Here is a 21,274-nt window from a genome sequence, read left to right as displayed (position 1 = left end):
ACGCGGCCATCAACTGCAAACACGGAGTGCCCCATGTCCCTCGCCCTCGTCCACAGCCGCGCCCAGGTCGGGGTACAGGCACCGGCTGTCAGCGTCGAAACCCACCTGGCCAACGGCCTGCCCACGCTCACCTTGGTCGGTCTGCCGGAGACCACGGTCAAGGAAAGCAAGGACCGGGTCCGCAGTGCCATCGTCAACTCCGGCCTGGACTACCCGGCCCGGCGCATCACCCAGAGCCTCGCCCCGGCCGATCTACCCAAGGACGGTGGCCGCTACGACCTGGCCATCGCCCTGGGCATCCTGGCCGCCAATGGCCAGGTACCGGTTGCCGCCCTCGACAGCATCGAATGCCTGGGCGAACTGGCGCTGTCGGGTACTTTGCGCCCGGTACAGGGCGTACTGCCTGCGGCACTGGCGGCGCGAGACGCGGGTCGAGCGCTGGTGGTCCCCAGGGAAAACGCCGAAGAGGCGAGCCTGGCCAGCGGCCTGGTGGTGTACGCGGCGGGGCATCTGCGGGAACTGGTGGCCCACCTGAATGCGCAACCGGCATTGTCACCCTATGCCGCGAATGGCCTATTGCTGGAGCAACGCCCCTACCCGGACCTCAGCGAAGTACAAGGCCAGATCGCTGCCAAGCGGGCGCTGCTGGTCGCCGCAGCCGGCGCGCACAACCTGCTGTTCTCCGGCCCGCCGGGCACCGGCAAGACCCTGCTCGCCAGCCGCCTGCCCGGGCTGCTGCCACCGCTGGACGAGCGCGAGGCGCTGGAGGTGGCGGCGATTCGCTCGGTCAGCGGCCATGCCCCGCTCGATTGCTGGCCACAGCGGCCGTTTCGCCACCCCCACCATTCAGCCTCTGGCCCGGCACTGGTAGGCGGTGGCAGCCGACCGCAACCCGGCGAGATCACCCTGGCGCACCACGGCGTGTTGTTTCTCGACGAGCTGCCCGAGTTCGAACGACGCGTGCTGGAGGTACTGCGCGAGCCGCTGGAGTCGGGCGAGATCGTGGTGGCCCGGGCCAAGGACCGGGTGCGCTTCCCGGCGCGCTTTCAGCTGGTGGCGGCCATGAACCCTTGCCCCTGCGGCTACCTGGGTGACCCCACCGGCCGCTGTCGCTGCAGCAGCGAGCAGATCCAGCGCTACCGCAACAAGCTGTCCGGCCCCCTGCTCGACCGCATCGACCTGCACCTGACGGTGGCCCGGGAAAGCACCGTGCTGACCCACCAGCCCAGCGGCGAGACCAGCGCCAGTGTTGGCCAGCAGGTGGCCGAGGCACGGGAGCTGCAGCAGCGCCGGCAGGGCTGCGCCAATGCCTTCCTCGACCTCAAGGGGCTGCGCCGGCACTGCCCGCTGGAGCCGGTCGACCAGGCCTGGCTGGAGCAGGCCTGCGAACGGTTGACGTTGTCGTTGCGGGCAGCGCACCGGCTGTTGAAGGTGGCCCGCACCCTGGCGGACCTGGAGGGGGCGCAATCCATCGCCAGGTCGCACCTGGCGGAGGCGCTGCAGTACCGGCCCAGCGCCTGATCTTTTACGGCGGGTTTCCGCGTGGCTGAGCCCCTTCGACAGATCCACTCAATCGGTCTCATAGCGGAAATATATTTTGTGCACTAAATATTTGCGCGCATCATTCATCTCAAGCAGAAAGCAGTCGCCAACCCCACTCAGCAGAACCCGGAGAACGATCATGACCCTTCGCAAAGCCTTCGCCGTCACCGTCACCACCCTGGCCCTCGGCACCAGCGTCAGCAGCTTCGCCAGCGAAGCCACCTCGTACCGCTACGGCATGGACCTGGACATCGCCAAGGTCGTCAGCGTCGATGCCCCCGTCAGCGCCCAAGGCCAGACCAGCACCGCCACCCTGACCTACCGCGACAGTAGCGGCCAGCTGCGCGCCGTGAGCTACGTGCAACCCACCGTCCTCGCCAACCAGAACTGAGCCGCGGCTCGCCCGCCAAAGGAGCTAGAACATGAAACTGTCCCACACCCTGACCGCCGGCCTGCTGGCCCTTGCCGTGAACAGCGCCTTCGCCGCTGGCAGCCCCGGCGTCGAGCACACCACCCAAGGCTTCCTCGACGCCCTGGCCGCTGGTGGCGGCAAGCCACTGGAGACCCTCGCGCCCAAGGATGCCCGTGCGGTGCTGAGCGGTGCCCAGGCCGGGGTGAAGGCCGATGTGTCGGGGATCCGCGTCGAACGCCGGACCATCCAGGCCGACGGCCAGCCGCTGGAAATCCGCGTGGTGCGGCCCGAAGGGTCCAAGGGCGAGCTGCCAGTGTTCATGTTCTTCCACGGCGGCGGCTGGGTGCTGGGCGACTACCCGACCCACGAACGCCTGATCCGTGACCTGGTGGTGGGCTCCGGTGCCGCGGCGGTGTATGTCGACTACACGCCGTCACCGGAAGCCAAGTACCCCACCGCGATCAACCAGGCCTACGCCGCCACCCGCTGGGTCGCCGAGCACGGCAAGGAGATCGGGGTTGACGGTAGCCGCCTGGCGGTAGCCGGCAACAGCGTCGGCGGCAACATGGCCGCGGTGGTGGCACTGAAGGCCAAGGAGGCCGGCACGCCAAAGCTGCGCTTCCAGGCCCTGCTGTGGCCGGTGACCGACGCCAACTTCAACAATGCGTCCTACAACCAGTTCGCCGAAGGCCACTTCCTGACCCGAAACATGATGCAGTGGTTCTGGAACAGCTACACCACCGACCCGCGCCAACGCGACGACATCCACGCCTCGCCACTGCGCGCCAGCCTGGAGCAGTTGAAAGGCCTGCCGCCAGCGCTGGTGCAGACCGCCGAAATGGACGTGCTGCGTGACGAAGGCGAGGCTTACGCCCGCAAGCTGGACGCTGCCGGGGTACCGGTGACCGCCGTGCGCTATAACGGCATGATCCATGACTATGGCCTGCTCAACGTGCTGAGCACCGTGCCCAGTGTGCGCAGTGCCATGGACCAGGCGGCACAGGCCTTGAAAAACCATCTGCAATAAGTGGCCGATCACCATCGCGGGACAAGCCCGCTCTCACGCAAGGTATAAGACCTTCGTGGGAGCGGCGATGCGGCGGTCCGACTTGCCCCGCGATGGATTCAGCAAAGGTCCTACTTTCAGAACGCTGCTTCCTGTAACCCAAGGATTGTCCTATTTCCCTCCCCGCCCGAAAATGCCCGCCTCTTTCATTGATGGCATAAGCTGTTGCATCAAGCGCTGCCGCACGCAGTTCAAGGAGTCCGAGCAATGCCACACGAAGGCAGCCTTTTACAAACCGCCGTCATCTTCCTCCTCGCCGCCGTGGTCGCCGTGCCGCTGGCCAAGCGCCTGCAGCTGGGCGCCGTGCTCGGCTACCTGCTGGCCGGCGTGGCCATCGGCCCGCAGGCCCTGGGGCTGATCCGCGATACTGAGAGCGTCGCGCACATCTCCGAGCTGGGTGTTGTCCTGCTGCTGTTCATCATCGGCCTGGAGCTCTCACCACGACGCCTGTGGCTGATGCGCAAGTCGGTGTTCGGCGTGGGTGCCGCGCAGGTAGTCCTGACCGGCGCGGTACTCGGCGCAATCGCCCTGTTCGGCTTCAGCCAGACGCTGCCGGCGGCCATCGTACTCGGCCTTGGCCTGGCCCTGTCATCCACCGCGCTGGGCCTGCAGAGCCTGGCCGAAAGCAAGCAGCTCAATGCGCCCCACGGTCGGCTGGCCTTCGCCATCCTGCTGTTCCAGGACATCGCCGCCATCCCGTTGATCGCCCTGATGCCGCTGCTGGCCGCCAGCGGCCCCGACACCAGCCACGGCGACAGCCTCGAACATGGCCTGAAGGTGTTCGCCAGCATCGCCATCGTCATCGTCGGCGGCCGCTACCTGCTGCGCCCGTTGTTCCGTATCGTCGCCCGCACTGGTTTGCCGGAAGTGTCCACCGCCACCGCGCTGCTGGTGGTGATCGGCACCGCCTGGTTGATGGAAGAGGCCGGCGTGTCCATGGCCCTGGGCGCCTTCCTTGCCGGCCTGCTGCTGGCCGACTCCGAATACCGCCATGAGCTGGAATCGCAGATCGAACCGTTCAAGGGCCTGCTGCTGGGCCTGTTCTTCATCAGCGTCGGCATGGGCGCCAACCTGCGCCTGCTGCTGGAAATGCCGCTGGTGCTGCTGGGCCTGACCCTGCTGTTGATCGGCGTGAAGCTTGCGTTGCTGATTGGCGTCGGCCGCCTGGCCGGTGGCCTGAACAGCGCCAGCGCCCTGCGCCTGGGGATGGTACTGGCTGCCGGCGGCGAGTTCGCCTTCGTGGTGTTCAAGCTGGGCAAGGACCAGGGCCTGTTCGACACCCAGACCTACGACCTGCTGCTGATGACCATCACCCTGTCGATGGCCCTAACGCCGCTGCTGATGCTCGGCTGCGCCCGCGCCCTCAAGCGCCCGCAGCCTGCCCGCGAGGTGCCCGAGCAGTACAAGGCCATCGACGCTGGCACCCCGCGCGTAGTGATCGCCGGCATGGGCCGCATGGGCCAGATCGTCGCGCGCATCCTGCGGGCGCAGAAGATCCCGTTCATAGCCCTGGAGACCTCGGTGGACGCCATCGAGATGACCCGCATGTTCGAACAGGTGCCGGTGTTCTATGGCGACCCCCTGCGCCCCGAAGTGCTGCACGCGGCCAAGGTTGGCGAGGCCGAGTACTTCATCATCACCATCGACGACCCCGAGGTGGCCATTCACACCGCGGAGCGGGCCAAGCGCCTGTACCCGCACCTGAAGGTGATCGCCCGGGCACGCAACCGTCAGCATGTGCACAAGCTGATGGACGTGGGTGCCGAGCCGATCCGCGAGACGTTCTATTCCAGCCTGGAGATGAGCCGCCGCGCGCTGGTCGGGCTGGGGCTCACCGAAGCACAGGCGACAGACCGCATCGCCCGGTTCACCGAGCATGACGAACAGGTGCTGGAGGCCCAAGGGCAGGTCCGCGACGACCGGGCCAAGGTGATGCAGACGGCCAAGGAAGCGCGGGTGGAGCTGGAGCGGTTGTTTGCGTCGGATGAGGATTGAGTCTCAGGCGAACGCCAGCCGCTCGATAGGTGGATGCTCGCGGTGCGCGGCCTGCCACAGGTCGTAGGCCGCCTGTTCGGCCAGGTACTGACGGGCACTGCCAAGCCCGGCCAGTTCGAGGCGATAGGCCAGGTCTGCTGAAATGGCTGCGTGGCCGTTGAGCACTGTGGATAACTGACCACGTGAATAGCCCAGGTGGCGGGCCAGTGAGGAGACGTTCATGCCAATGGCGGGCAGGACGTCTTCGCGCAAGGCTTCGCCGGGGTGGGGAGGGTTGTGCATAGGCATGGTTTCAGCCCCTTAGTGATAGTCCAGGTAATCGACCAGTTCGACATCAGTACCGATAAAACGGAACACCAAACGCCAGTTGCCCGAAACATTCACGGCCCAGAAGGTGTTCAACTGCCCCCGCAACGGATGAAGACGGTTGCCTGGACGGTCCAGGTCCGAAGGGCTTTGCGCGACATCCAGCGATGCAAGTAAACGCCGCAGACGTGCTACGTGATCAAATCGGACACCCGAGTTATCACCCCGCAGGTGAAGTGACTTCAGGCCTTTGTGCCTGAAACTCCGAATCATGGTTGAAGAAGTGTAAGGCCATACCTTACACCTATCAAGGCTGCTTGAGTCATGATGCGCTCCTGTGGAATGGGAAGAACGCAGTTTGATCACTCAGGCCAACTCGATGAGAGCCCCCGCTCTCTGGATCTCTTGTCAGATCGTTCCTGAGCAGTTGCGAGTGGCTGGCAACCTCAAGTTAAAACAACCCCATCCACTTCCTACTAGCTATGCGGACCTTTCCCACTGGGCAGCCTACAGCCCAAGAAATACCCTACAAGGTCTGTCGATACCCTTCTGATTGTCCGGGGAAATCATGCCCTCTAGGCTGACCGGGTCGCTGTCCGTTCAGCGATCGGGCGTGGAAACCCGGTAGTCCTGAGAAGGTGCCGTAATGGCAGTTGTATGCGGGAGGCCTCTGGCCTACCGGGTGACCTTCTTTCCGGATTTCCACCCCGTGTACAACTGCCGCCCTCTGCGTGGAAACGGACGGTTGCAGTCAAACCTGAAGAAGGAATCTGCAATGAAAAAAATCGTCCCCGACCCACCCCTTCCCGACACCCGTCACCACGCCTTCGGCAAATGCGACGCCGGCCACCCACCGCTGTTTGCAGTCAACCCCAATATCAACGCCCACGACGCCCTGGTGCATGTCGCCGAGTACCTGCGCAGCGCCTACAACGTTGGCTACAAGGCGCTGGACCATATGGATGAAACCGGCAGGAGCCTGCTGTGGGCCAGCCTGCATGGGATCGAGATGGCCGAGGGCCTGACCGAAGCGATGCTGGAGGGTATCGAGTCGCCCTGAGCGACATTGCCTTCAGGGAGTTGGATGAAGGCCATCACCGCCCGGTAGACTGCGCCCCATTACCCCGGAGCGCTGCGGAGATCGCCCTTGGAAGACCTCAACTCCCTCTACTACTTCACCCAGGTGGTCGAGCACGGTGGCTTTGCCCCGGCCGGGCGGGCGCTGGACATGCCCAAGTCCAAGCTCAGCCGGCGCATTGCCGACCTCGAGGAGCGCCTCGGCGTGCGCCTGCTGCACCGCACCAGCCGGCACTGCTCGCTGACCGAGATCGGCCAGGCCTACTACAACCGTTGCCTGGCCATGCGCGTGGAGGCCGAGGGCGCCGCCGAGATCATCGAGCGCAACCGCAGCGAACCGAGGGGGCTGGTGCGCATCAGTTGCCCGACCACCCTGCTCAACTCCTGGGTCGGGCCGATGCTCACCCGCTACATGCTCAAATACCCGCAGGTGGAGCTGTTCATCGAGAGCACCAACCGCCGCGTCGACCTGCTGCATGAAGGCTTCGACGTAGCGCTGCGGGTGCGCTTCCCGCCGCTGGAGAACACCGACATGGTGATGAAGGTGCTGAGCAACAGCACCCAGTGCCTGGTCGGGCATCCGTCGTTTCTCGAACAGCTTGCCGAAGGCTTCGACCCGCAGCAGCTCAGTGAGCTGCCCAGCGTCCATTGGGGCAGCGCCCAGCGTGAGTACCAGTGGGAGCTGTTCCAGGGCGAGGACATGAGCCGCAGCCTGGTGATCCCGCACACGCCGCGGATGGTCACCGATGATCTGTTTGCCTTGCGACACTTCGTGGTGGCGGGCGTGGGGATCGCGCACCTGCCCAGGGTGGCGGTGCGCGAGGACCTGGCGGCGGGACGCCTGGTGGAGATGCTGCCGGACTGGCATCCGCGATGCGGCATCGTACATGCGATCTTCCCGTCGCGGCGCGGGCTGCTGCCGTCGGTGCGGTCGTTGATCGATCATCTGGCGGAGGAATTCGCCTTCAGCGACATGGCGTAGCGTCCCATCGCGTGGCACATCGGGACGCCACACCGCCGCTCCCACGTCCTGCGCAGGAGCGGGTCACCCTCAGAACGCGAAGCAGGAACAGCCCAGCGCCCCCCAGAACCCCTGGTAATCGCTCACCGGCACACTGGAGTGCCGCGCCTTCTCATGGCTGTGGGCATGCACCCCGCACGGCCCGACGCACTGGTGCAGCGCCGCCGCCATTGGTGCCCCGGCGCGCCAGTGCCCCGGCACCTTGGCCACCGGCGACCACTCGGGCAACACCGGCACCTGCGCCGGGCCCAGCTTGTCGAACTCGGCGGCGCCGTACACCACCTTGCCGTCGACAACGGTCAGCACCGACTCGATGCCCTTGATCGCCTCTTCATCGACGCTGAAGAAGTCCAGCGACAATGCCGCCAGGTCCGCCAGCTGGCCGACCTTGATCTGCCCCTTCTTGCCCTGCTCGCTGGAGAACCAGGCGCTGCCATGGGTGAATAGCTGCAGTGCGGTCTCGCGGCTAAGACCTTCCGGGTACAGCTCCAGGCCACCGACAGTCTTGCCGCTGACCATCCAGTACAGCGACGTCCACGGGTTGTAGCTGGACACCCGCGTCGCGTCAGTCCCAGCCCCCACCGGCACGCCCATGTCGAGCATGCGCTTGATCGGCGGGGTGTGCTCGGCGGCCTTGGCGCCGTAGCGATCGACGAAGTATTCACCCTGGAAGGCCATGCGGTCCTGGATGGCGATACCGCCGCCCAGTGCCCGCACCCGCTCGATGTTCTGCGGGGTAATGGTCTCGGCATGGTCGAAGAACCATGGCAGGCCATTGAACGGAATGTCACGGTTGACCTTCTCGAACACGTCGAGCATGCGCGAAATCGACTCGTCGTAGGTGGCGTGCAGACGGAACGGCCAGCGCTGTTCGACCAGGTGGCGCACCACCGGTTCCAGCTCCTGCTCCATGGTTTGCGGCAGGTCCGGGCGCGGTTCGAGGAAGTCCTCGAAGTCGGCGGCGGAGAACACCAGCATCTCGCCGGCGCCGTTGTGGCGGAAGAAGTCGCTGCCGTCGCCCGGCTTGACCTTCTGCGTCCAGTTCTTGAAGTCGGTGAGTTCTTCCTTGGGCTTCTGGGTGAACAGGTTGTAGGCAATGCGCACGGTCAGCTGGTCGTTGTCGGCCAGCTCCTGGATCACCTGGTAGTCGTCCGGGTAGTTCTGGTAGCCGCCGCCGGCATCGATGGCGCTGGTCAGGCCGAGGCGGTTGAGCTCGCGCATGAACTGGCGGGTGGAGTTGACCTGGTACTCCAGCGGCAGCTTCGGCCCCTTGGCCAGGGTGGCGTAGAGGATCGTGGCATTGGGCCGGGCGATGAGCATGCCGGTGGGGTTGCCGAACTTGTCACGCTGGATCTCGCCACCCGGCGGATTCGGCGTGTCCTTGGTGTAGCCCACGGCCTTGAGCGCGGCGCGGTTGAGCAAGGCGCGATCGTACAGGTGCAGCAGGAACACCGGGGTGTCCGGCGCGGCCTGGTTGATCTCTTGCAAGGTGGGCATGCGCTTTTCGGCGAACTGGAATTCGTTCCAGCCGCCGACCACGCGCACCCACTGCGGGCTCGGCGTGCGCTCGGCCTGGTCCTTGAGCATGCGCAGGGCGTCGGCCAGCGATGGCACGCCTTCCCAGCGCAGTTCGAGGTTGTAGTTCAGGCCGCCGCGGATCAGGTGCAGGTGCGAGTCGTTCAGGCCTGGGATGACCGTGCGCTGTTTGAGGTCGATGATCTGCGTGGCGGCGCCTTTGTGGGCCATGGCTTCGGCGTCGCTGCCCACGGCGAGGAACTTGCCGTCCTTGATGGCGACGGCGCTGGCGGTGGGCTTCTCGCGGTCAACGGTGTGCAACTTGCCATTGAACAAGATGAGGTCGGCGGACATGGGATCTCCTGAAAGGGCGGCATGGGCGGAATCGGTGAACGGCAATGCGCTCCACAGCGCACCGGCGGCACCGAGTACAGTGCTGGTGGCGAGGAACTTGCGGCGACTCTGGTCGGTAGGGTCCTGGCTCATGGTGCTTTCCGTCCGGATGGGTGATCGGCAGGCGGTTGAAGGCTAGCAATGGATCACGGCTGGCGCTCAGCGGCGCAGCCAGCCGGCACAGCGGCGCGTCACCCAGGGCATGATGTAGAACACCACGGGCAGGATGACGAACAGGTTGGTGATCAAGTTGCCGGTGATCTGGCCACCCAACAGCGGATAGCGGGCAAACAGCGGCGCCAGTAATTGCGGAATGACCAGGGTCATCGGGCAGATCACCAGGTAGGTCAGCAAGGCCTGCTTCCAGCGCGGCGGTTGCGCGGCGCCGACGCTGGGCGGGGTGAACCAGAACTCCGGGTCATCGTGCACCTGGGTCTGATCGCCGTCTTCCAACAATGGCAGCACTTCACTGATCAACGCCTGGCGCTCGGCAGAGTTGACCCAGGCCTGCAGCAGGCCGGCGTCGGCGAAGCGCACCACGGTGGTGAAGTGGCGGCCGCCGTCGTCCGGTCGGATGACATTGACGTCCAGATGACCGGGCTGTTGGCGAGCGGTGGTCACGGCGCGCTTGAGCCAGGTTTCGTAGTGCGCCAGCGCCTGGGCACGGACCTTGTGCTGGATCACAAGCGTGACGACGCTGCGGTTGCCTTCGGCTGCGGTGTTCATCGCTGACATTCCCTGGAGGTGAGCTGGCCTGTAACCACTGTGCAACGGCAGACGAGCGCTGGATTGGATGAGTGTGCTGCCTTGCCTGGCACCTCGCGGGTACCAGGCTGTCGGCGGCTTACTTGCCGGCGGTCAGGGCGTTGTAGCTGGTGATCAGGTTGCGGTAATCAGGGATGTGGTTGGAGAACAGCGCCGCCAGCCCTTCGACGTCGTTGCGCCAGTCGCGGTGCAGCTCACAGGCCACGCCGAACCAGGTCATCAGCTGGGCACCGGCCTGGCTCATGCGGTCGTGGGCGGCGTCGCGGGTCATTTCGTTGAAGGTGCCGGAGGCGTCGGTGACCACGAACACATCGAACTCTTCTTCAAGGGCCGCCAGGGCCGGGAAGGCCACGCAGACTTCGGTCACCACGCCGGCGATGATCAGTTGCTTCTTGCCGGTGGCCTTCACCGCCTTGACGAAATCTTCGTTGTCCCAGGCGTTGATCTGGCCGGGGCGGGCGATGTATGGGGCTTCCGGGAACAGCTCCTTGAGCTCCGGCACCAGCGGGCCGTTGGGGCCTTGCTCGAAGCTGGTGGTGAGGATGGTCGGCAGGTTGAAGTACTTGGCCAGGTCGGCCAGGGCCAGCACGTTGTTCTTGAAGCGGTCCGGCTCGATGTCGCGGACCAGGGACAGCAGGCCGGCCTGGTGGTCGACCAGCAGTACGGCGGCGTCGTCTTTGTTCAGGCGGTTGTATTTGAAGTTGTTCATTGCCGGTGCTCCTTGGGTTTCGATCTTCAGTGGGTTGGGTGTTTCGCGTTGATGGGAGAAGATTAAAACCAGGACCTTTGTAGCGGTAGATAGCGAAATTTGGCTTTAGCGTTCTGTTTTATGAACGATGCAGCGGCATTGGCTGCACCGGCCTCATCGCCGGCAAGTCGCAGCGGCGAACCGCGGCTCCCACAGGGACGGCGTTGCCCCCATTGCCTGGCACCTCAAGCTGCTCTATTACTACGGACAGCCCTCCCCCGCACCGAGACCACCATGCTGGCGTTCATCCAGTCGTACCCGCTGTTGCTCGGCACCTTGCTGATCTTCCTCGACGTGTTGCTCTGGCAGTTGATCCCGCTGCAGCACAGGGTCTGGCGCATCGCCACACGGCTGGTGATCTTCCTGTTGTTCAGCGCGGTGTTGCTGACGGCCGGCATGAGCCCGCTGCAACCGCCACCCTGGGCCGACGACGTGTCACGCAACCTGATGGCCACGGTGCTGGCGATCGGCTGGTGGCTGTTCGGCGCGCGCACGGTGACCGTGGTGTTCGGCCAGTTGCTGGTGGCCCGCGGCAGCCACGGCGGGCGCCTGCTGCAGGATGTGCTCGGGGCGTTGATCTTCCTCGCCGCAGTGGTGGCTGCGGCGGCCTATGTGATGCAACTGCCGGTCAAGGGGCTGCTGGCCACCTCAGGGGTCATGGCCATCGTCATCGGCCTTGCGTTGCAGAGCACGCTGGCCGACGTGTTCTCGGGCATCGTGCTGAACACCACGCGGCCCTACCAGATCGGCGACTCGATCTCGATCGACGGTACCGAGGGCAAGGTGGTTGATATCGACTGGCGGGCCACCCGCCTGATCACTGGCAACAGCAGCCTGGCGGTGATCCCCAACTCGGTGGCGGCCAAGGCCAAGATCCTCAACTTCAGCCGCCCGGCCGAAGTGCACGGGGTGTCGATCAGCGTCGTGGTGCCGGCCAAGGTGCGCCCGCAACGGGTGTTCGATGCACTGGAGAAGAGCCTGCAAGGCACCAGCATCCTGCTGGACAAGCCGGCGCCCAAGGTCACGGTGAAGGCTTCGACACTTGAGTCAGTGGAGTACGAAGCCAGCGGTTTCATCGCCGAGATGTCGCGCAAGACCGAAGTGCGCAACCAGTTGTTCGACCTGGCCCACCGCCACCTTGAAGCCAGCGGCGTGACCTGGAACTCCGAGCAGGGCGCCCCGGTGCGCAGCCGCCAGCGCGAGCTGCTGGACGAGGTGCGGGTGTTCCGCTCGCTGAGCAACGAAGAGCGCGACGCCCTGAGCCAGCGCATGACCACGGTGGAATACCTCGCTGACCAGGTGATCCTCGACATCGGCGAGCGCTCGGAACATGTGCTGCTGATCAGCCGCGGCGTGGTGCTGGCGTCGGTTCGCGATGGCGAGCGGCTTATCGAAGGTGGCCGCATGGGGCCTGGCGAGGTGCTGGGGCTCGAGGGCCTGGTGGATGACGAGGCCTCGCCTGTCGAGTTTCGCGCCCTCAGTGGCTGCATGCTGTATCGCATCGACAAGGAACAGGTGCGCGGTTGCCTGGCCGAGAGCGGCGATGTGAAGTCGGCACTGACCAAACTGCAGCGGTTCCGGCGGCAGAAGCGCGAGTCACTGTTGTTGCAGAAGCCAGCGGTTGTGAAGAAGGGTGGCTTCCTCAGCTGGTTGCACAAATGACCGAGCTTCGTCGCTCGCACGGGCCCTATCGCCGGCAAGCCGGCTCCCACAGGGTACGCGCAAAAGCCTGTGGGAGCTGGGGTTCGCCGCCGCGGCTTGCCAGCGATGAGGCCGGCACAGGAACTACAGCACCACCCGCAGGCACTGCCCGGCGTGATACAGCGAGAACCCCGACTCGTAGAACGCCGTGCGCAACGATGGCGCGCTCACCGGCTTCATCGGCGAGAACGGAATCGGCAGGCTGTCCGGGTCGTCCTTGAGCAAGAACTCGGCGAATGCCCGGCCGATCACCGTGCCGGTGGTGTTGCCGCGACCGTTGTAGCCGGTCACCGCCACCAGCCCCGGCGCGGGTTCGAACAGGCGCATCAGGTGGTCCGGGGTGAAATCGATGCAGCCGGTCCAGTGCATCTCCCATTCGACCTTGCCCAACGCCGGGTAGTAGTGGCTCTGGATGCGGTCGGCCCAGCTGCGCACGAACCAGTCTGGCTTGTTGTCGACTCGGCCAAGGCTGCCGAGCAGCAGCCGGCCCTGGTCGTCGCGGCGGATGCTGCTGAGCACGGTGCGGGTGTCCCACGAGCCCTGGCCATGGGGCAGGACCTGGTCGGCGGCGGCGCCGTGCAACGGCTTGGAAGCGACCTGGTAGTAGTAGCCGCGGAAAAAGTGCTTCTGCAAATTGCTCCAGTCGCCTTCGGTGTAGGCACCGGTAGAGATCACCACCTTGTCGGCGCGCACCGCGCCGCGCGCCGTTTTCACCCGCCAGGCATCGCCGTCGCGCTCCAGGCCTTCAACCGCGGACTGCTGGAACAGCTTGCCGCCCAGCCGGCTCACGGCAGCGGCGAGGCCCTGGGTATATCCCATGGGGTTGATGGTACCCGCGCGGCGGTCGAGCAGCGCGGCGGAAATCTTGTCGGTACCGCAGTACTCCTGGCATTGCGCGCCGGTCAGTAGCTCGACGTCGGCGCCGCGCCGGGCCCATTGCTGGTGGCGGGCCTCGAGGTCGGCGATGCCGGTGGCATTGTGTGCCATGTGCAGGGTGCCCTGATGACGGGCCTGGCAGTCGATACCTAATCGTTCGATCATGGCGAACACTTCGCCCGGCGCCTCGCCGAGCACCTTGTTCAGGCGTCCGCCCTGCTTGTGCCCGAGGGTGGCCTCGACATCGTCGGGGCGGATCCAGGTGCCGGCGTTGACCAGGCCGACGTTGCGCCCGGAGCCGCCATGGCCGATTTTCCAGGCCTCCAGCAGGATCACCGACTTGCCCTGCTCCAGCAGGTGGATCGCCGCGGACAGGCCGGTGATGCCGCCGCCGATCACGCAGACATCGGCCTTGTGCTCGCCGGCCAGGGCCTGGGCGGCAACGGTCGGTTGGGTGAGGTGTTCCCACAAGCATTCTTGACGCAGTTCGGACATGACCGGCTCCAGCAAATTTTATTCTTGTTGCGGCCCCATCGTCGCGGTTCGTCGCCACGACAAGCCGGCTCCCACAGAGATCGACGCGGTCGCTGTGGGAGCCGGCTTGCCGGCGAAACGGGGGCAAAGCCCCCGCGACGATCATCAGTCGAACACGATCCCTTGCGCCAGTGGCAGTTCGCGAGAGTAGTTCACGGTGTTGGTCTGGCGACGCATGTAGCCTTTCCAGGCATCGGAACCGGATTCACGGCCACCGCCGGTTTCCTTCTCGCCACCGAACGCCCCGCCGATCTCCGCGCCGCTGGTGCCGATGTTGACGTTGGCGATGCCGCAGTCGCTGCCCGAGGCGCTCTGGAAACGTTCGGCCTCGCGCAGGTCGGTGGTGAAGATGCACGACGACAGGCCTTGCGGCACTTCGTTGTTCAGGCGCAGGGCCTCTTCGAAGTCGTCGTAGGCCAGCACGTAGAGAATCGGCGCGAAGGTCTCGTGGCGCACCACCTCGCTCTGGGCCGGCATCTCGGCAATGGCCGGCGACACGTAGTAGGCGTTCGGGTATTGCTCGGCGAGCTGGCGCTCGCCACCGAAAACCTGCCCGCCTTCGTCGCGGGCCTTGGCCAGCGCGCCCTGCATGGCATCGAACGACTGCTTGTCGATCAGCGGGCCGACCAGGTTGTCCTTGCGCGGGTCACCGATGCGCACCTTGCCGTAGGCGGCTTTGACGCGGGCGACTACGTCGTCCTTGATCGAGCGGTGCACGATCAGGCGGCGCAGGGTGGTGCAGCGCTGGCCGGCGGTGCCGACGGCAGAGAACAGGATGCCGCGCACGGCCAGGTCGAGGTCGGCGCTCGGGGCCAGGATCATGGCGTTGTTGCCACCCAGCTCGAGGATGCTGCGGCCGAAACGCGCCGCTACACGCGGGCCCACTTCGCGGCCCATGCGGGTGCTGCCGGTGGCACTGACCAACGCCACGCGTGAATCGTCGACCAGGGCTTCGCCGGCGTCGCGACCGCCAATCACCAGTTGCGCCACACCTGCCGGGGCGTCGCCGAAGGCTTTCAGGGCTTTGTCGAACAGCGCCTGGCACGCCAACGCGGTGAGTGGGGTCTTCTCGGACGGCTTCCACACCACGGCGTTACCCGCCACCAGCGCCAGCGCGGTGTTCCACGCCCACACCGCGACCGGGAAGTTGAAGGCGCTGATCACCCCGACCACGCCCAGCGGGTGCCAGGTTTCACGCATATGGTGGCCCGGGCGCTCGGAGGCGATGGTCAGGCCGTACAGCTGGCGCGACAGGCCGACGGCGAAGTCGCAGATATCGATCATTTCCTGCACTTCGCCCAGGCCTTCCTGGGTGATCTTGCCAGCTTCGATCGAGACCAGCTCGCCGAGGTCAGCCTTGTGCTCGCGCAGCACCTCGCCGAACAGGCGCACCAGCTCGCCACGACGGGGGGCCGGCACGCTGCGCCAGGCTTCGAAGGCCTGTTGCGCCTGGTCGATGCGGGCAACAGTATCGGCCTTGCCGAGCAACTTCACCGAGGCGATCTGGCTGCCGTCGATCGGGGTATGGACAGGGTAATCGCCCTGGGTGTGGGCCGCGGCGGCAACGCCCAGGCGCTCGAGCAATCCAGCAACCATCATGCTTCTCCTTACATCGGGTGAAGGGGTTGAAAATGTCGTGGGTCAGTATTAATCGGATTACTCGGGTGCAACAAACGACCTTTATTCCGCATATCATTCCACCAGGTAATGATTTCAGCCGCCGAGACCGCTTATGTCCAAACGCCTGGTACCGTCCATGACCGCCCTGCAGTGCTTCGAGGCCGCAGCCCGTCATCTAAGCTTCACCCGCGCCGCCGAGGAACTGCACCTGACGCAGAGCGCGGTAAGCAAGCAAGTGGCGCAGCTCGAGGAAATGCTGCGCCATCACCTGTTCCTGCGCATCCGCCGCCGCCTGCAACTGACGCCGGCCGGCAGCCTGTACCTGGCCGAAGTGAACAAGATCCTCACCCAGGTGGACATGTCCAGCCGCTATGTCCTGAGCTACGGCTCGCAGACCGAAGTGTTGAAGGTAGCCACTCAACCGAGTTTCGGCGTGCGCTGGCTGATCCCGCACCTCAAGGGCTTCGGCAAGCGCCACCCGAACCTGCACCTGGACATCCGCAACGAGATGGAACCGTTCGCCCTGCTGCAGGGCTCGGCCGACGTGGTGTTCTTCTATGGTCAAGGCACCTGGCCCGGGGCGACCTGTATCGAGCTGTTCGGCGAAGAAGTGGTGCCGGTGTGCGCGCCGGAGTTGTTGCAAGGGCGCACGCTGCCTGACGCCGGCGCGGTGGCGGAGCTGGTGCTGCTGCAGAGCACCTCGCGACCGCAGGCGTGGCACGAATGGTTCCTGGAGCAGGGGCTGCATACCGACAACAGCTACCATGGGCCGCGCTTCGACACCTTCTACATGGCCTTGAGCGCGGCGCAGGCCGGATGCGGGGTGGCGTTGGTGCCCAGTTACCTGGTGGCCAAAGAGCTGGCTGAGGGCAGCCTGGTGCTGGCCTGGGACCATGCGATGAAAAGCAATGGCGCGCATTACCTGGCGTATGCCGAGCATGCGGCGGAGGTGCCGAAGGTGCGGGCGTTGGTGGAGTGGGTTGCCGAGCAGATCCAGCGGCGCCACCACTGACGCCATCGTGAGAGCGGGCTTGCCCCGCTATGGGGTCGTCAAGGTCGATCAAAAAAGGAATGAAACCCGCACTTTTTTTCGCTTGTACGGCATCTCCATTCCCAGCTTTCATGTAAGTGTCCTCCACTCACCCAGGAAGCTTGCGATGCCCGCCCACGATTTCGTCAGCCCCGACAGCATCCGCGCGCAGTTCTCTGCCGCCATGTCGCTCATGTACAAGCAGGAAGTCCCCCTGTACGGCACGCTGCTTGAACTGGTGAGCGAAACCAACCGGCGGGTGATGGCCGCGCAGCCCAAGGTGGCCGAGGCCCTGCGCTGGACCGGCGAGATCGAACGTCTCGACCAGGAGCGCCATGGCGCCATCCGCGTGGGCACCGCCAAGGAGCTCGCCACCATCGCCCGCCTGTTCGCGGTCATGGGCATGGCGCCGGTCGGCTATTACGACCTGAGCTCGGCCGGCGTACCGGTGCATTCCACTGCGTTCCGTGCCGTGCACGAGCAGTCGCTGCATGTCAGCCCGTTCCGCGTGTTCACTTCGCTGCTGCGCCTGGAACTTATCCACAACCCGCAACTGCGCAAACTGGCCCAGGGCATCCTCGACAAGCGGCAGATCTTCACCGCCCGTGTACTGGAACTGATCGCCCAATGCGAACGCGATGGTGGCCTGAACGCGAGCGATGCCGACACGTTCGTCGACGAAGCACTCCACACCTTCCGCTGGCACCAGGACGCCACCGTCACCGCCGAGCAGTACCAGCAATTGCACGACCAGCACCGCCTGATCGCTGACGTGGTGGCGTTCAAAGGCCCCCACATCAACCACCTGACCCCGCGCACCCTGGACATCGACGCCATCCAGCTCGGCATGCCAGCCAAGGGCATTCCACCCAAGGCCGTGGTCGAAGGGCCACCCACCCGCCGCCAGCCGATCCTGCTACGCCAGACCAGCTTCAAGGCGCTACAGGAAAAGGTCGCTTTCAGCGATGCCCAGGGCAGTCACACGGCGCGCTTCGGCGAGATCGAACAACGCGGCGCAGCGCTGACGCCCAAGGGGCGCCAGCTGTACGACCGCCTGCTGGACGCGACCCGCGCGGCCCTGGGAGGCGTGCCCGCCGAGGCCAACGCAGAACGCTACATGAGCCTGCTCGCCGAGCATTTCGCCGAATTTCCGGACGACCTGGGGCAGATGCGCGAACAAGGGCTGGCCTACTTCCGCTATTTCGCCACCGACAAGGGACTGGCGGCGTGTGGGCAGCCTGGCCGACCTACCACCCTGGAAGGGCTGATCGACGCCGGGCATGTGCATTACGAGGCGCTGGTGTACGAGGACTTCCTGCCGGTGAGTGCGGCGGGGATTTTCCAGTCCAACCTGGGAGACGAGGGGCAGGCCGACTATGGCAGCAACGCCAACCGCGAAGCCTTCGAGCAGGCGCTGGGGCTGACGGTGCAGGATGAGCTGGCGCTGTATGCGCAGAGCGAGCGGCGCTCGTTGCAGGCGTGTGCGCAGGCGTTGGGTCTGAGCGCGATGTAGGGCTTCGCAAAGCCGGGGCCGCTTTGCGGCCCCAATGCGCTACCGATGAGTCCGGAACCGATCCACTTCCTGGCGCAACTGCCCCGCCAGTCCTTCCAGCTCGCGGGCCGTCATGGCCAGTTCATTGGCCACATCGCGCTGTTCGCTGTTGGCCTGGGCGATGCTCTGCAGGTTGCGGCTGAGCACCGTCGCGGTGCTGCTCTGCTCCTGGGTCGCGGTGCTGATCACGGCGAACTGCTCGCCCGCCACCCGGCTCTGCTCATCGATGCGCGCCAGGGCTTCGGCCACCTTGTCGTTGCGCGCCAGGCCTTCCTGCATCAGCTGGTTGCCCTGCTCCAGCGTGCTGATGGCATGGCCGGTCTGCTGCTGGATGCTGGCGATCATGCCCGAGATCTCGTCAGTGGCCTGGCGGGTGCGCGCGGCCAGGCCGCGGACCTCGTCGGCGACCACGGCGAAACCACGGCCCTGCTCGCCAGCCCGGGCCGCTTCGATGGCGGCATTGAGCGCCAGCAGGTTGGTCTGCTCGGCAATCGAGGTGATCACGCCGACAATACCGCCGATCTCCTGCGAGCGAGCGCCCAAGGTATCCATCACACTGGCGGTACCACCCAGTGCCTCGGCGATCTGCCGCAGGGAAACCGAGGCTTCGTCCATGGCGCTGCGACCGATACGGGTCTGCTGGGCGTTGTCACGGGCCATGCGCTCGGTGCCGGCCATGTTGTCGGCGATATTCATCGAGGTGGCGCTGAATTCTTCCACCGCGCCGGCCATGCTGGTGATCTCGCCGGACTGCTGGTCCATGCCCTCGCAGGCGCCGGACGACAGGCCCGACAGCGAGCGGGCGCGACCACTGACCTGGTCGGAGGCGGTGCGGATATGCTCGACCATGGTCGCCAGCGCATCGCCCATCTGGTTGAAGCTGCGGGCCAACTGGCCGATCTCGTCATGGCTGGTGACGCTCAGGCGGGCGTTGAGGTCGCCGGCACCCAGGGCTTCGGCCTGGCGCACCAGGTCGCCGAGCGGGCGCAACTTGCGGCGCAGTAGCCAGAGGGTCGCGGCCACGGCCAGCAGCATCGCCAGCAGGCTGCCAATGGCCAGGCGCAGGCCGACGCTCCAGGTCACTTCGCGGATTTCGCCCTCGGGCATGCTTGCCACCACGGTCCAAGGGCCTTCGGCGAACGGTTCGGTGACACTGAACAGTTGCTCGCCGGCACTGCTCCAGAACCGCCCTGCCCCCGGCTTGATCGCCTTGATCGCCTGGGCCGCCGCCTCGCCGTCACGCACCTCGGCCGGTGGCACCAGCCACTTGCCCTGCTCGTCCAGCAACGCCAGAGAGCCGGTCTGGCCAATGCGGAAACGCTTGAGGTTGGCGAACTGGGCATTCTGCGCGTCGGTGTAGTCGAAGCCGACGAACAGCACCGCGATCACCCGGCCACTCCCATCACGCACTGGCACATAGCGGGTCATGTAGTTGCGTTCGAACAGCACGGCGCGGCCGACGTAGTTCTGCCCGGCCATCAGTTTCGGATAGGCCGGGTGCTGGCGGTCGAGCTGGGTGCCGATGGCGCGGCTACCGTCCTGCTTGGTCAGGCTGGTGCTGATGCGTACGAAGTCGTCACCGCTGCGCACGAACAGGGTCGCAACACCGGCCGTCATCTGCTGGAACTCGTCGACCTGGTGGAAATCGTTGTTCAACAGGTGGTCACCCAGGTACAGCGCAGGCGTCGCGGCACCTGCGACGTTGACCGTTTCCCCCGCGTGCAGCGCCAGTCCGCTGGCGAACCGCCGCTCGAACAGACCGCTCAGGCGCTGGGTATTGTCCTTTAGCGAACCGTGGAAGGTATCGAGCTGATCGGCCAGCAGCCGCGCCTCGCTGGCCAGGTGCGCCTGGCGCGTGGTGAGGTTGGCGTCGTCCAGCGAACGCAGGGCGAACAGGGTGCTACCGGTGATCACCAGCGCCAGCACGATGGCGAGGGCAATCCCGAGCTGCGAGGCGATTCGGGCACGCGGTTGAGACATGGCAAGGCTCCTGGCAAGAGGCCGGGATCGTCCTGATCACGCTGACCGCCCGCTGCATATCGACGGGGAATCGCGTCCTCTTCCGGGACGCTGGTGCAAGTTGATCGGCGTCTGTAGGAAATACTTGAGTGCGGGACCGGGATATTCGCAAACGTTTTCTTGCCGTGGCCTCAGAGGGGTTGTCAGCCCTGTGCCGACAGGATTTGCACAGCCGGTAAATCCATCGCCGCCGCCTCCTCCTGCAAAAACACACTGAGCCGGCGCAACCGCTCCCCGCCCGGCCGGGTCCGTGGCCACACCAGGTAGTAGTCCATGCCGCTGGCTACCGCAGTCGGCCAGGGCAGGCTCAACCGCCGCTGCGCCACATCCTCGGCCACCATCAGCAGGTCGCCCATGGAGATTCCGTAGCCCCGCGCGGCGGCGATCATGCCCAGCTCCAAGGTGTCGAACACCTGCCCGCCCTTGAGCGAGATCTTGTCGGTCAGGCCCATGCGCGCCAGCCAAGCCCGCCAGTCGCGCTTGTCCGGCGTGGGATGCAGCAGCTCGATACCGGCCAGGCGCCGCTCGTCCCAAGGCGCATCATCGAGCAGGTCCGGCGCACCTACCGGAATCAGCAACTCGGAGAACAACCGGCGCACTTCCCAGTCCGCCGGGAAGCTGCCATCGCTGAGCAGCACTGCACAGTCGAACGGCTCCTGGTTGAAGTCCACATGGTCGACATCCATCCAGGCACTGGTGAGTTGCACCTCGTTGCCGGGCTGCAGATGGCGGAAGCGACTCAGGCGCGCCAGCAGCCAGCGCATGGTCAGGGTCGAAGGGGCCTTCATGCGCAGGATGTCATCTTCACCGCGCAAGGTTTCGCAGGCCCGCTCCAGGGAAGCAAAACCATCACGCACACCGGGCAGCAACATGCGTGCAGCTTCAGTCAGCTGCAGGCTGCGGCCATTGCGCACGAACAGGCGACAGGCGAAATGCTCCTCCAGGGTGCGGATATGCCGGCTCACCGCGCTCTGGGTAATCGCCAGCTCTTCCCCGGCACGGGTGAACGAGCTCAGCCGAGCAGCGGCTTCAAATGCGCGCAACGCATAAAGCGGAGGCAGTTGGCGAATCATGGCGCACCTGTCATACGGGAGCTGGATCG

18 protein-coding genes and 1 pseudogene are annotated in these 21,274 nt (G+C 65.6%); 9 read left to right on the top strand and 10 right to left on the bottom strand.

Annotated elements, in window-relative coordinates; all coding sequences use genetic code 11:
• The first annotated feature begins 33 nt into the window (after nt 1-33).
• The 4 genes from AC3WL2_RS03690 to AC3WL2_RS03675 all read left to right on the top strand — a co-directional run bounded on the left by AC3WL2_RS03690 (nt 34) and on the right by AC3WL2_RS03675 (nt 5,015).
• Entirely contained in the window at nt 34-1,521 is a 1,488-nt protein-coding gene (locus tag AC3WL2_RS03690; protein ID WP_102683538.1) for a YifB family Mg chelatase-like AAA ATPase, read from the top strand.
• A gap of 160 nt (nt 1,522-1,681) precedes the next feature.
• Nucleotides 1,682-1,933: a DUF2790 domain-containing protein gene (locus AC3WL2_RS03685; protein WP_102683539.1), complete on the top strand. Its 252-nt coding sequence runs from the start codon at nt 1,682-1,684 to the stop codon at nt 1,931-1,933.
• A 31-nt stretch (nt 1,934-1,964) separates the two neighbouring features.
• Entirely contained in the window at nt 1,965-2,981 is a 1,017-nt protein-coding gene (locus tag AC3WL2_RS03680; RefSeq protein ID WP_102683540.1) for an alpha/beta hydrolase, read from the top strand.
• Between the two features lie 246 nt (nt 2,982-3,227).
• Nucleotides 3,228-5,015, top strand: a complete 1,788-nt coding sequence (locus AC3WL2_RS03675) for a monovalent cation:proton antiporter-2 (CPA2) family protein (RefSeq protein ID WP_102683541.1) — start codon at nt 3,228-3,230, stop codon at nt 5,013-5,015.
• A gap of 3 nt (nt 5,016-5,018) precedes the next feature.
• On the opposite strand, the gene AC3WL2_RS03670 is transcribed toward AC3WL2_RS03675, so the two are convergent.
• A complete protein-coding gene (locus AC3WL2_RS03670) occupies nt 5,019-5,303 on the bottom strand; it encodes a HigA family addiction module antitoxin (RefSeq protein ID WP_046853662.1) in 285 nt (94 codons plus the stop codon).
• Between the two features lie 12 nt (nt 5,304-5,315).
• Nucleotides 5,316-5,594 (bottom strand): type II toxin-antitoxin system RelE/ParE family toxin, encoded by a 279-nt coding sequence (locus tag AC3WL2_RS03665; RefSeq protein WP_102683542.1) that lies wholly within the window; start codon nt 5,592-5,594, stop codon nt 5,316-5,318.
• 502 nt (nt 5,595-6,096) lie between these two features.
• On the opposite strand from AC3WL2_RS03665, the gene AC3WL2_RS03660 reads away from it, so the two are divergent.
• Together AC3WL2_RS03660 and AC3WL2_RS03655 are read left to right on the top strand one after the other, a co-directional pair.
• On the top strand, nt 6,097-6,381 hold the full coding sequence (locus AC3WL2_RS03660; protein WP_102690648.1) for a DUF6124 family protein: 285 nt from the start codon (nt 6,097-6,099) through the stop codon (nt 6,379-6,381).
• An 87-nt stretch (nt 6,382-6,468) separates the two neighbouring features.
• Entirely contained in the window at nt 6,469-7,380 is a 912-nt protein-coding gene (locus tag AC3WL2_RS03655) for a LysR substrate-binding domain-containing protein (protein WP_102683047.1), read from the top strand.
• A gap of 69 nt (nt 7,381-7,449) precedes the next feature.
• Here AC3WL2_RS03655 and AC3WL2_RS03650 read toward each other — a convergent pair whose 3' ends face one another.
• The 3 genes from AC3WL2_RS03650 to ycaC all read right to left on the bottom strand — a co-directional run bounded on the left by AC3WL2_RS03650 (nt 7,450) and on the right by ycaC (nt 10,801).
• Nucleotides 7,450-9,420, bottom strand: a complete 1,971-nt coding sequence (locus tag AC3WL2_RS03650; protein ID WP_146022583.1) for an amidohydrolase — start codon at nt 9,418-9,420, stop codon at nt 7,450-7,452.
• A gap of 66 nt (nt 9,421-9,486) precedes the next feature.
• Nucleotides 9,487-10,053 (bottom strand): antibiotic biosynthesis monooxygenase, encoded by a 567-nt coding sequence (locus tag AC3WL2_RS03645; protein ID WP_102683046.1) that lies wholly within the window; start codon nt 10,051-10,053, stop codon nt 9,487-9,489.
• A gap of 118 nt (nt 10,054-10,171) precedes the next feature.
• Entirely contained in the window at nt 10,172-10,801 is a 630-nt protein-coding gene (gene ycaC, locus AC3WL2_RS03640; RefSeq protein WP_102683045.1) for an isochorismate family cysteine hydrolase YcaC, read from the bottom strand.
• Nucleotides 10,802-11,074: 273 nt separating this feature from the next.
• Between ycaC and AC3WL2_RS03635 the strand changes: the two genes are divergently transcribed.
• Nucleotides 11,075-12,502 (top strand): mechanosensitive ion channel domain-containing protein, encoded by a 1,428-nt coding sequence (locus tag AC3WL2_RS03635; RefSeq protein ID WP_102683044.1) that lies wholly within the window; start codon nt 11,075-11,077, stop codon nt 12,500-12,502.
• Nucleotides 12,503-12,625: 123 nt separating this feature from the next.
• On the opposite strand, the gene amaA is transcribed toward AC3WL2_RS03635, so the two are convergent.
• Both amaA and amaB read right to left on the bottom strand, forming a co-directional pair.
• The gene (amaA, locus tag AC3WL2_RS03630) at nt 12,626-13,912 is read right to left on the bottom strand and encodes an L-pipecolate oxidase (RefSeq protein ID WP_102683043.1); all 1,287 of its coding nucleotides are present in this window, start codon (nt 13,910-13,912) and stop codon (nt 12,626-12,628) included.
• A 144-nt stretch (nt 13,913-14,056) separates the two neighbouring features.
• On the bottom strand, nt 14,057-15,547 hold the full coding sequence (gene amaB / locus AC3WL2_RS03625) for an L-piperidine-6-carboxylate dehydrogenase (RefSeq protein ID WP_102683042.1): 1,491 nt from the start codon (nt 15,545-15,547) through the stop codon (nt 14,057-14,059).
• 136 nt (nt 15,548-15,683) lie between these two features.
• Here amaB and AC3WL2_RS03620 point away from each other — a divergent pair, with 136 nt between their 5' ends.
• Together AC3WL2_RS03620 and hglS are read left to right on the top strand one after the other, a co-directional pair.
• Nucleotides 15,684-16,583, top strand: coding sequence for a LysR family transcriptional regulator (locus AC3WL2_RS03620; RefSeq protein ID WP_102683041.1), 900 nt, complete (start codon nt 15,684-15,686; stop codon nt 16,581-16,583).
• 145 nt (nt 16,584-16,728) lie between these two features.
• Nucleotides 16,729-18,114 carry a 2-oxoadipate dioxygenase/decarboxylase HglS gene (hglS, locus tag AC3WL2_RS03615; protein WP_102683040.1) on the top strand — a complete coding sequence of 462 codons (1,386 nt, stop codon included), beginning with the start codon at nt 16,729-16,731 and terminating at the stop codon, nt 18,112-18,114.
• Nucleotides 18,115-18,153: 39 nt separating this feature from the next.
• Here the strand turns inward: hglS and AC3WL2_RS03610 are convergent, their stop codons facing one another.
• From AC3WL2_RS03610 to AC3WL2_RS03600, 3 genes and pseudogenes are all read right to left on the bottom strand, one after another.
• The gene (locus AC3WL2_RS03610) at nt 18,154-18,885 is read right to left on the bottom strand and encodes a methyl-accepting chemotaxis protein (protein WP_371918076.1); all 732 of its coding nucleotides are present in this window, start codon (nt 18,883-18,885) and stop codon (nt 18,154-18,156) included.
• A gap of 135 nt (nt 18,886-19,020) precedes the next feature.
• Nucleotides 19,021-20,133, bottom strand: a pseudogene (locus AC3WL2_RS03605) (Cache 3/Cache 2 fusion domain-containing protein); the annotation flags it as partial.
• 182 nt (nt 20,134-20,315) lie between these two features.
• A complete protein-coding gene (locus AC3WL2_RS03600) occupies nt 20,316-21,245 on the bottom strand; it encodes a LysR substrate-binding domain-containing protein (RefSeq protein ID WP_102683038.1) in 930 nt (309 codons plus the stop codon).
• Nucleotides 21,246-21,274: the final 29 nt, after the last annotated feature.

This window comes from Pseudomonas sp. FW305-96 (genome assembly GCF_058783825.1).
This window is presented reverse-complemented; position numbering and strand designations above follow the sequence as displayed.

Excerpts from the sequence above, each read along its gene's own strand:
- AC3WL2_RS03690 (WP_102683538.1), top strand. The coding sequence starts at position 34 with ATGTCCCTCGCCCTCGTCCACAGCCGCGCCCAGGTCGGGGTACAGGCA.
- AC3WL2_RS03685 (WP_102683539.1), top strand. The coding sequence starts at position 1,682 with ATGACCCTTCGCAAAGCCTTCGCCGTCACCGTCACCACCCTGGCCCTC.
- AC3WL2_RS03680 (WP_102683540.1), top strand. The coding sequence starts at position 1,965 with ATGAAACTGTCCCACACCCTGACCGCCGGCCTGCTGGCCCTTGCCGTG.
- AC3WL2_RS03675 (WP_102683541.1), top strand. The coding sequence starts at position 3,228 with ATGCCACACGAAGGCAGCCTTTTACAAACCGCCGTCATCTTCCTCCTC.
- AC3WL2_RS03670 (WP_046853662.1), bottom strand. The coding sequence starts at position 5,303 with ATGCCTATGCACAACCCTCCCCACCCCGGCGAAGCCTTGCGCGAAGAC.
- AC3WL2_RS03665 (WP_102683542.1), bottom strand. The coding sequence starts at position 5,594 with ATGATTCGGAGTTTCAGGCACAAAGGCCTGAAGTCACTTCACCTGCGG.
- AC3WL2_RS03660 (WP_102690648.1), top strand. The coding sequence starts at position 6,097 with ATGAAAAAAATCGTCCCCGACCCACCCCTTCCCGACACCCGTCACCAC.
- AC3WL2_RS03650 (WP_146022583.1), bottom strand. The coding sequence starts at position 9,420 with ATGAGCCAGGACCCTACCGACCAGAGTCGCCGCAAGTTCCTCGCCACC.
- AC3WL2_RS03645 (WP_102683046.1), bottom strand. The coding sequence starts at position 10,053 with ATGAACACCGCAGCCGAAGGCAACCGCAGCGTCGTCACGCTTGTGATC.
- ycaC (WP_102683045.1), bottom strand. The coding sequence starts at position 10,801 with ATGAACAACTTCAAATACAACCGCCTGAACAAAGACGACGCCGCCGTA.
- AC3WL2_RS03635 (WP_102683044.1), top strand. The coding sequence starts at position 11,075 with ATGCTGGCGTTCATCCAGTCGTACCCGCTGTTGCTCGGCACCTTGCTG.
- amaA (WP_102683043.1), bottom strand. The coding sequence starts at position 13,912 with ATGTCCGAACTGCGTCAAGAATGCTTGTGGGAACACCTCACCCAACCG.
- amaB (WP_102683042.1), bottom strand. The coding sequence starts at position 15,547 with ATGGTTGCTGGATTGCTCGAGCGCCTGGGCGTTGCCGCCGCGGCCCAC.
- AC3WL2_RS03620 (WP_102683041.1), top strand. The coding sequence starts at position 15,684 with ATGTCCAAACGCCTGGTACCGTCCATGACCGCCCTGCAGTGCTTCGAG.
- hglS (WP_102683040.1), top strand. The coding sequence starts at position 16,729 with ATGCCCGCCCACGATTTCGTCAGCCCCGACAGCATCCGCGCGCAGTTC.
- AC3WL2_RS03610 (WP_371918076.1), bottom strand. The coding sequence starts at position 18,885 with ATGGCCGGCGCGGTGGAAGAATTCAGCGCCACCTCGATGAATATCGCC.
- AC3WL2_RS03600 (WP_102683038.1), bottom strand. The coding sequence starts at position 21,245 with ATGATTCGCCAACTGCCTCCGCTTTATGCGTTGCGCGCATTTGAAGCC.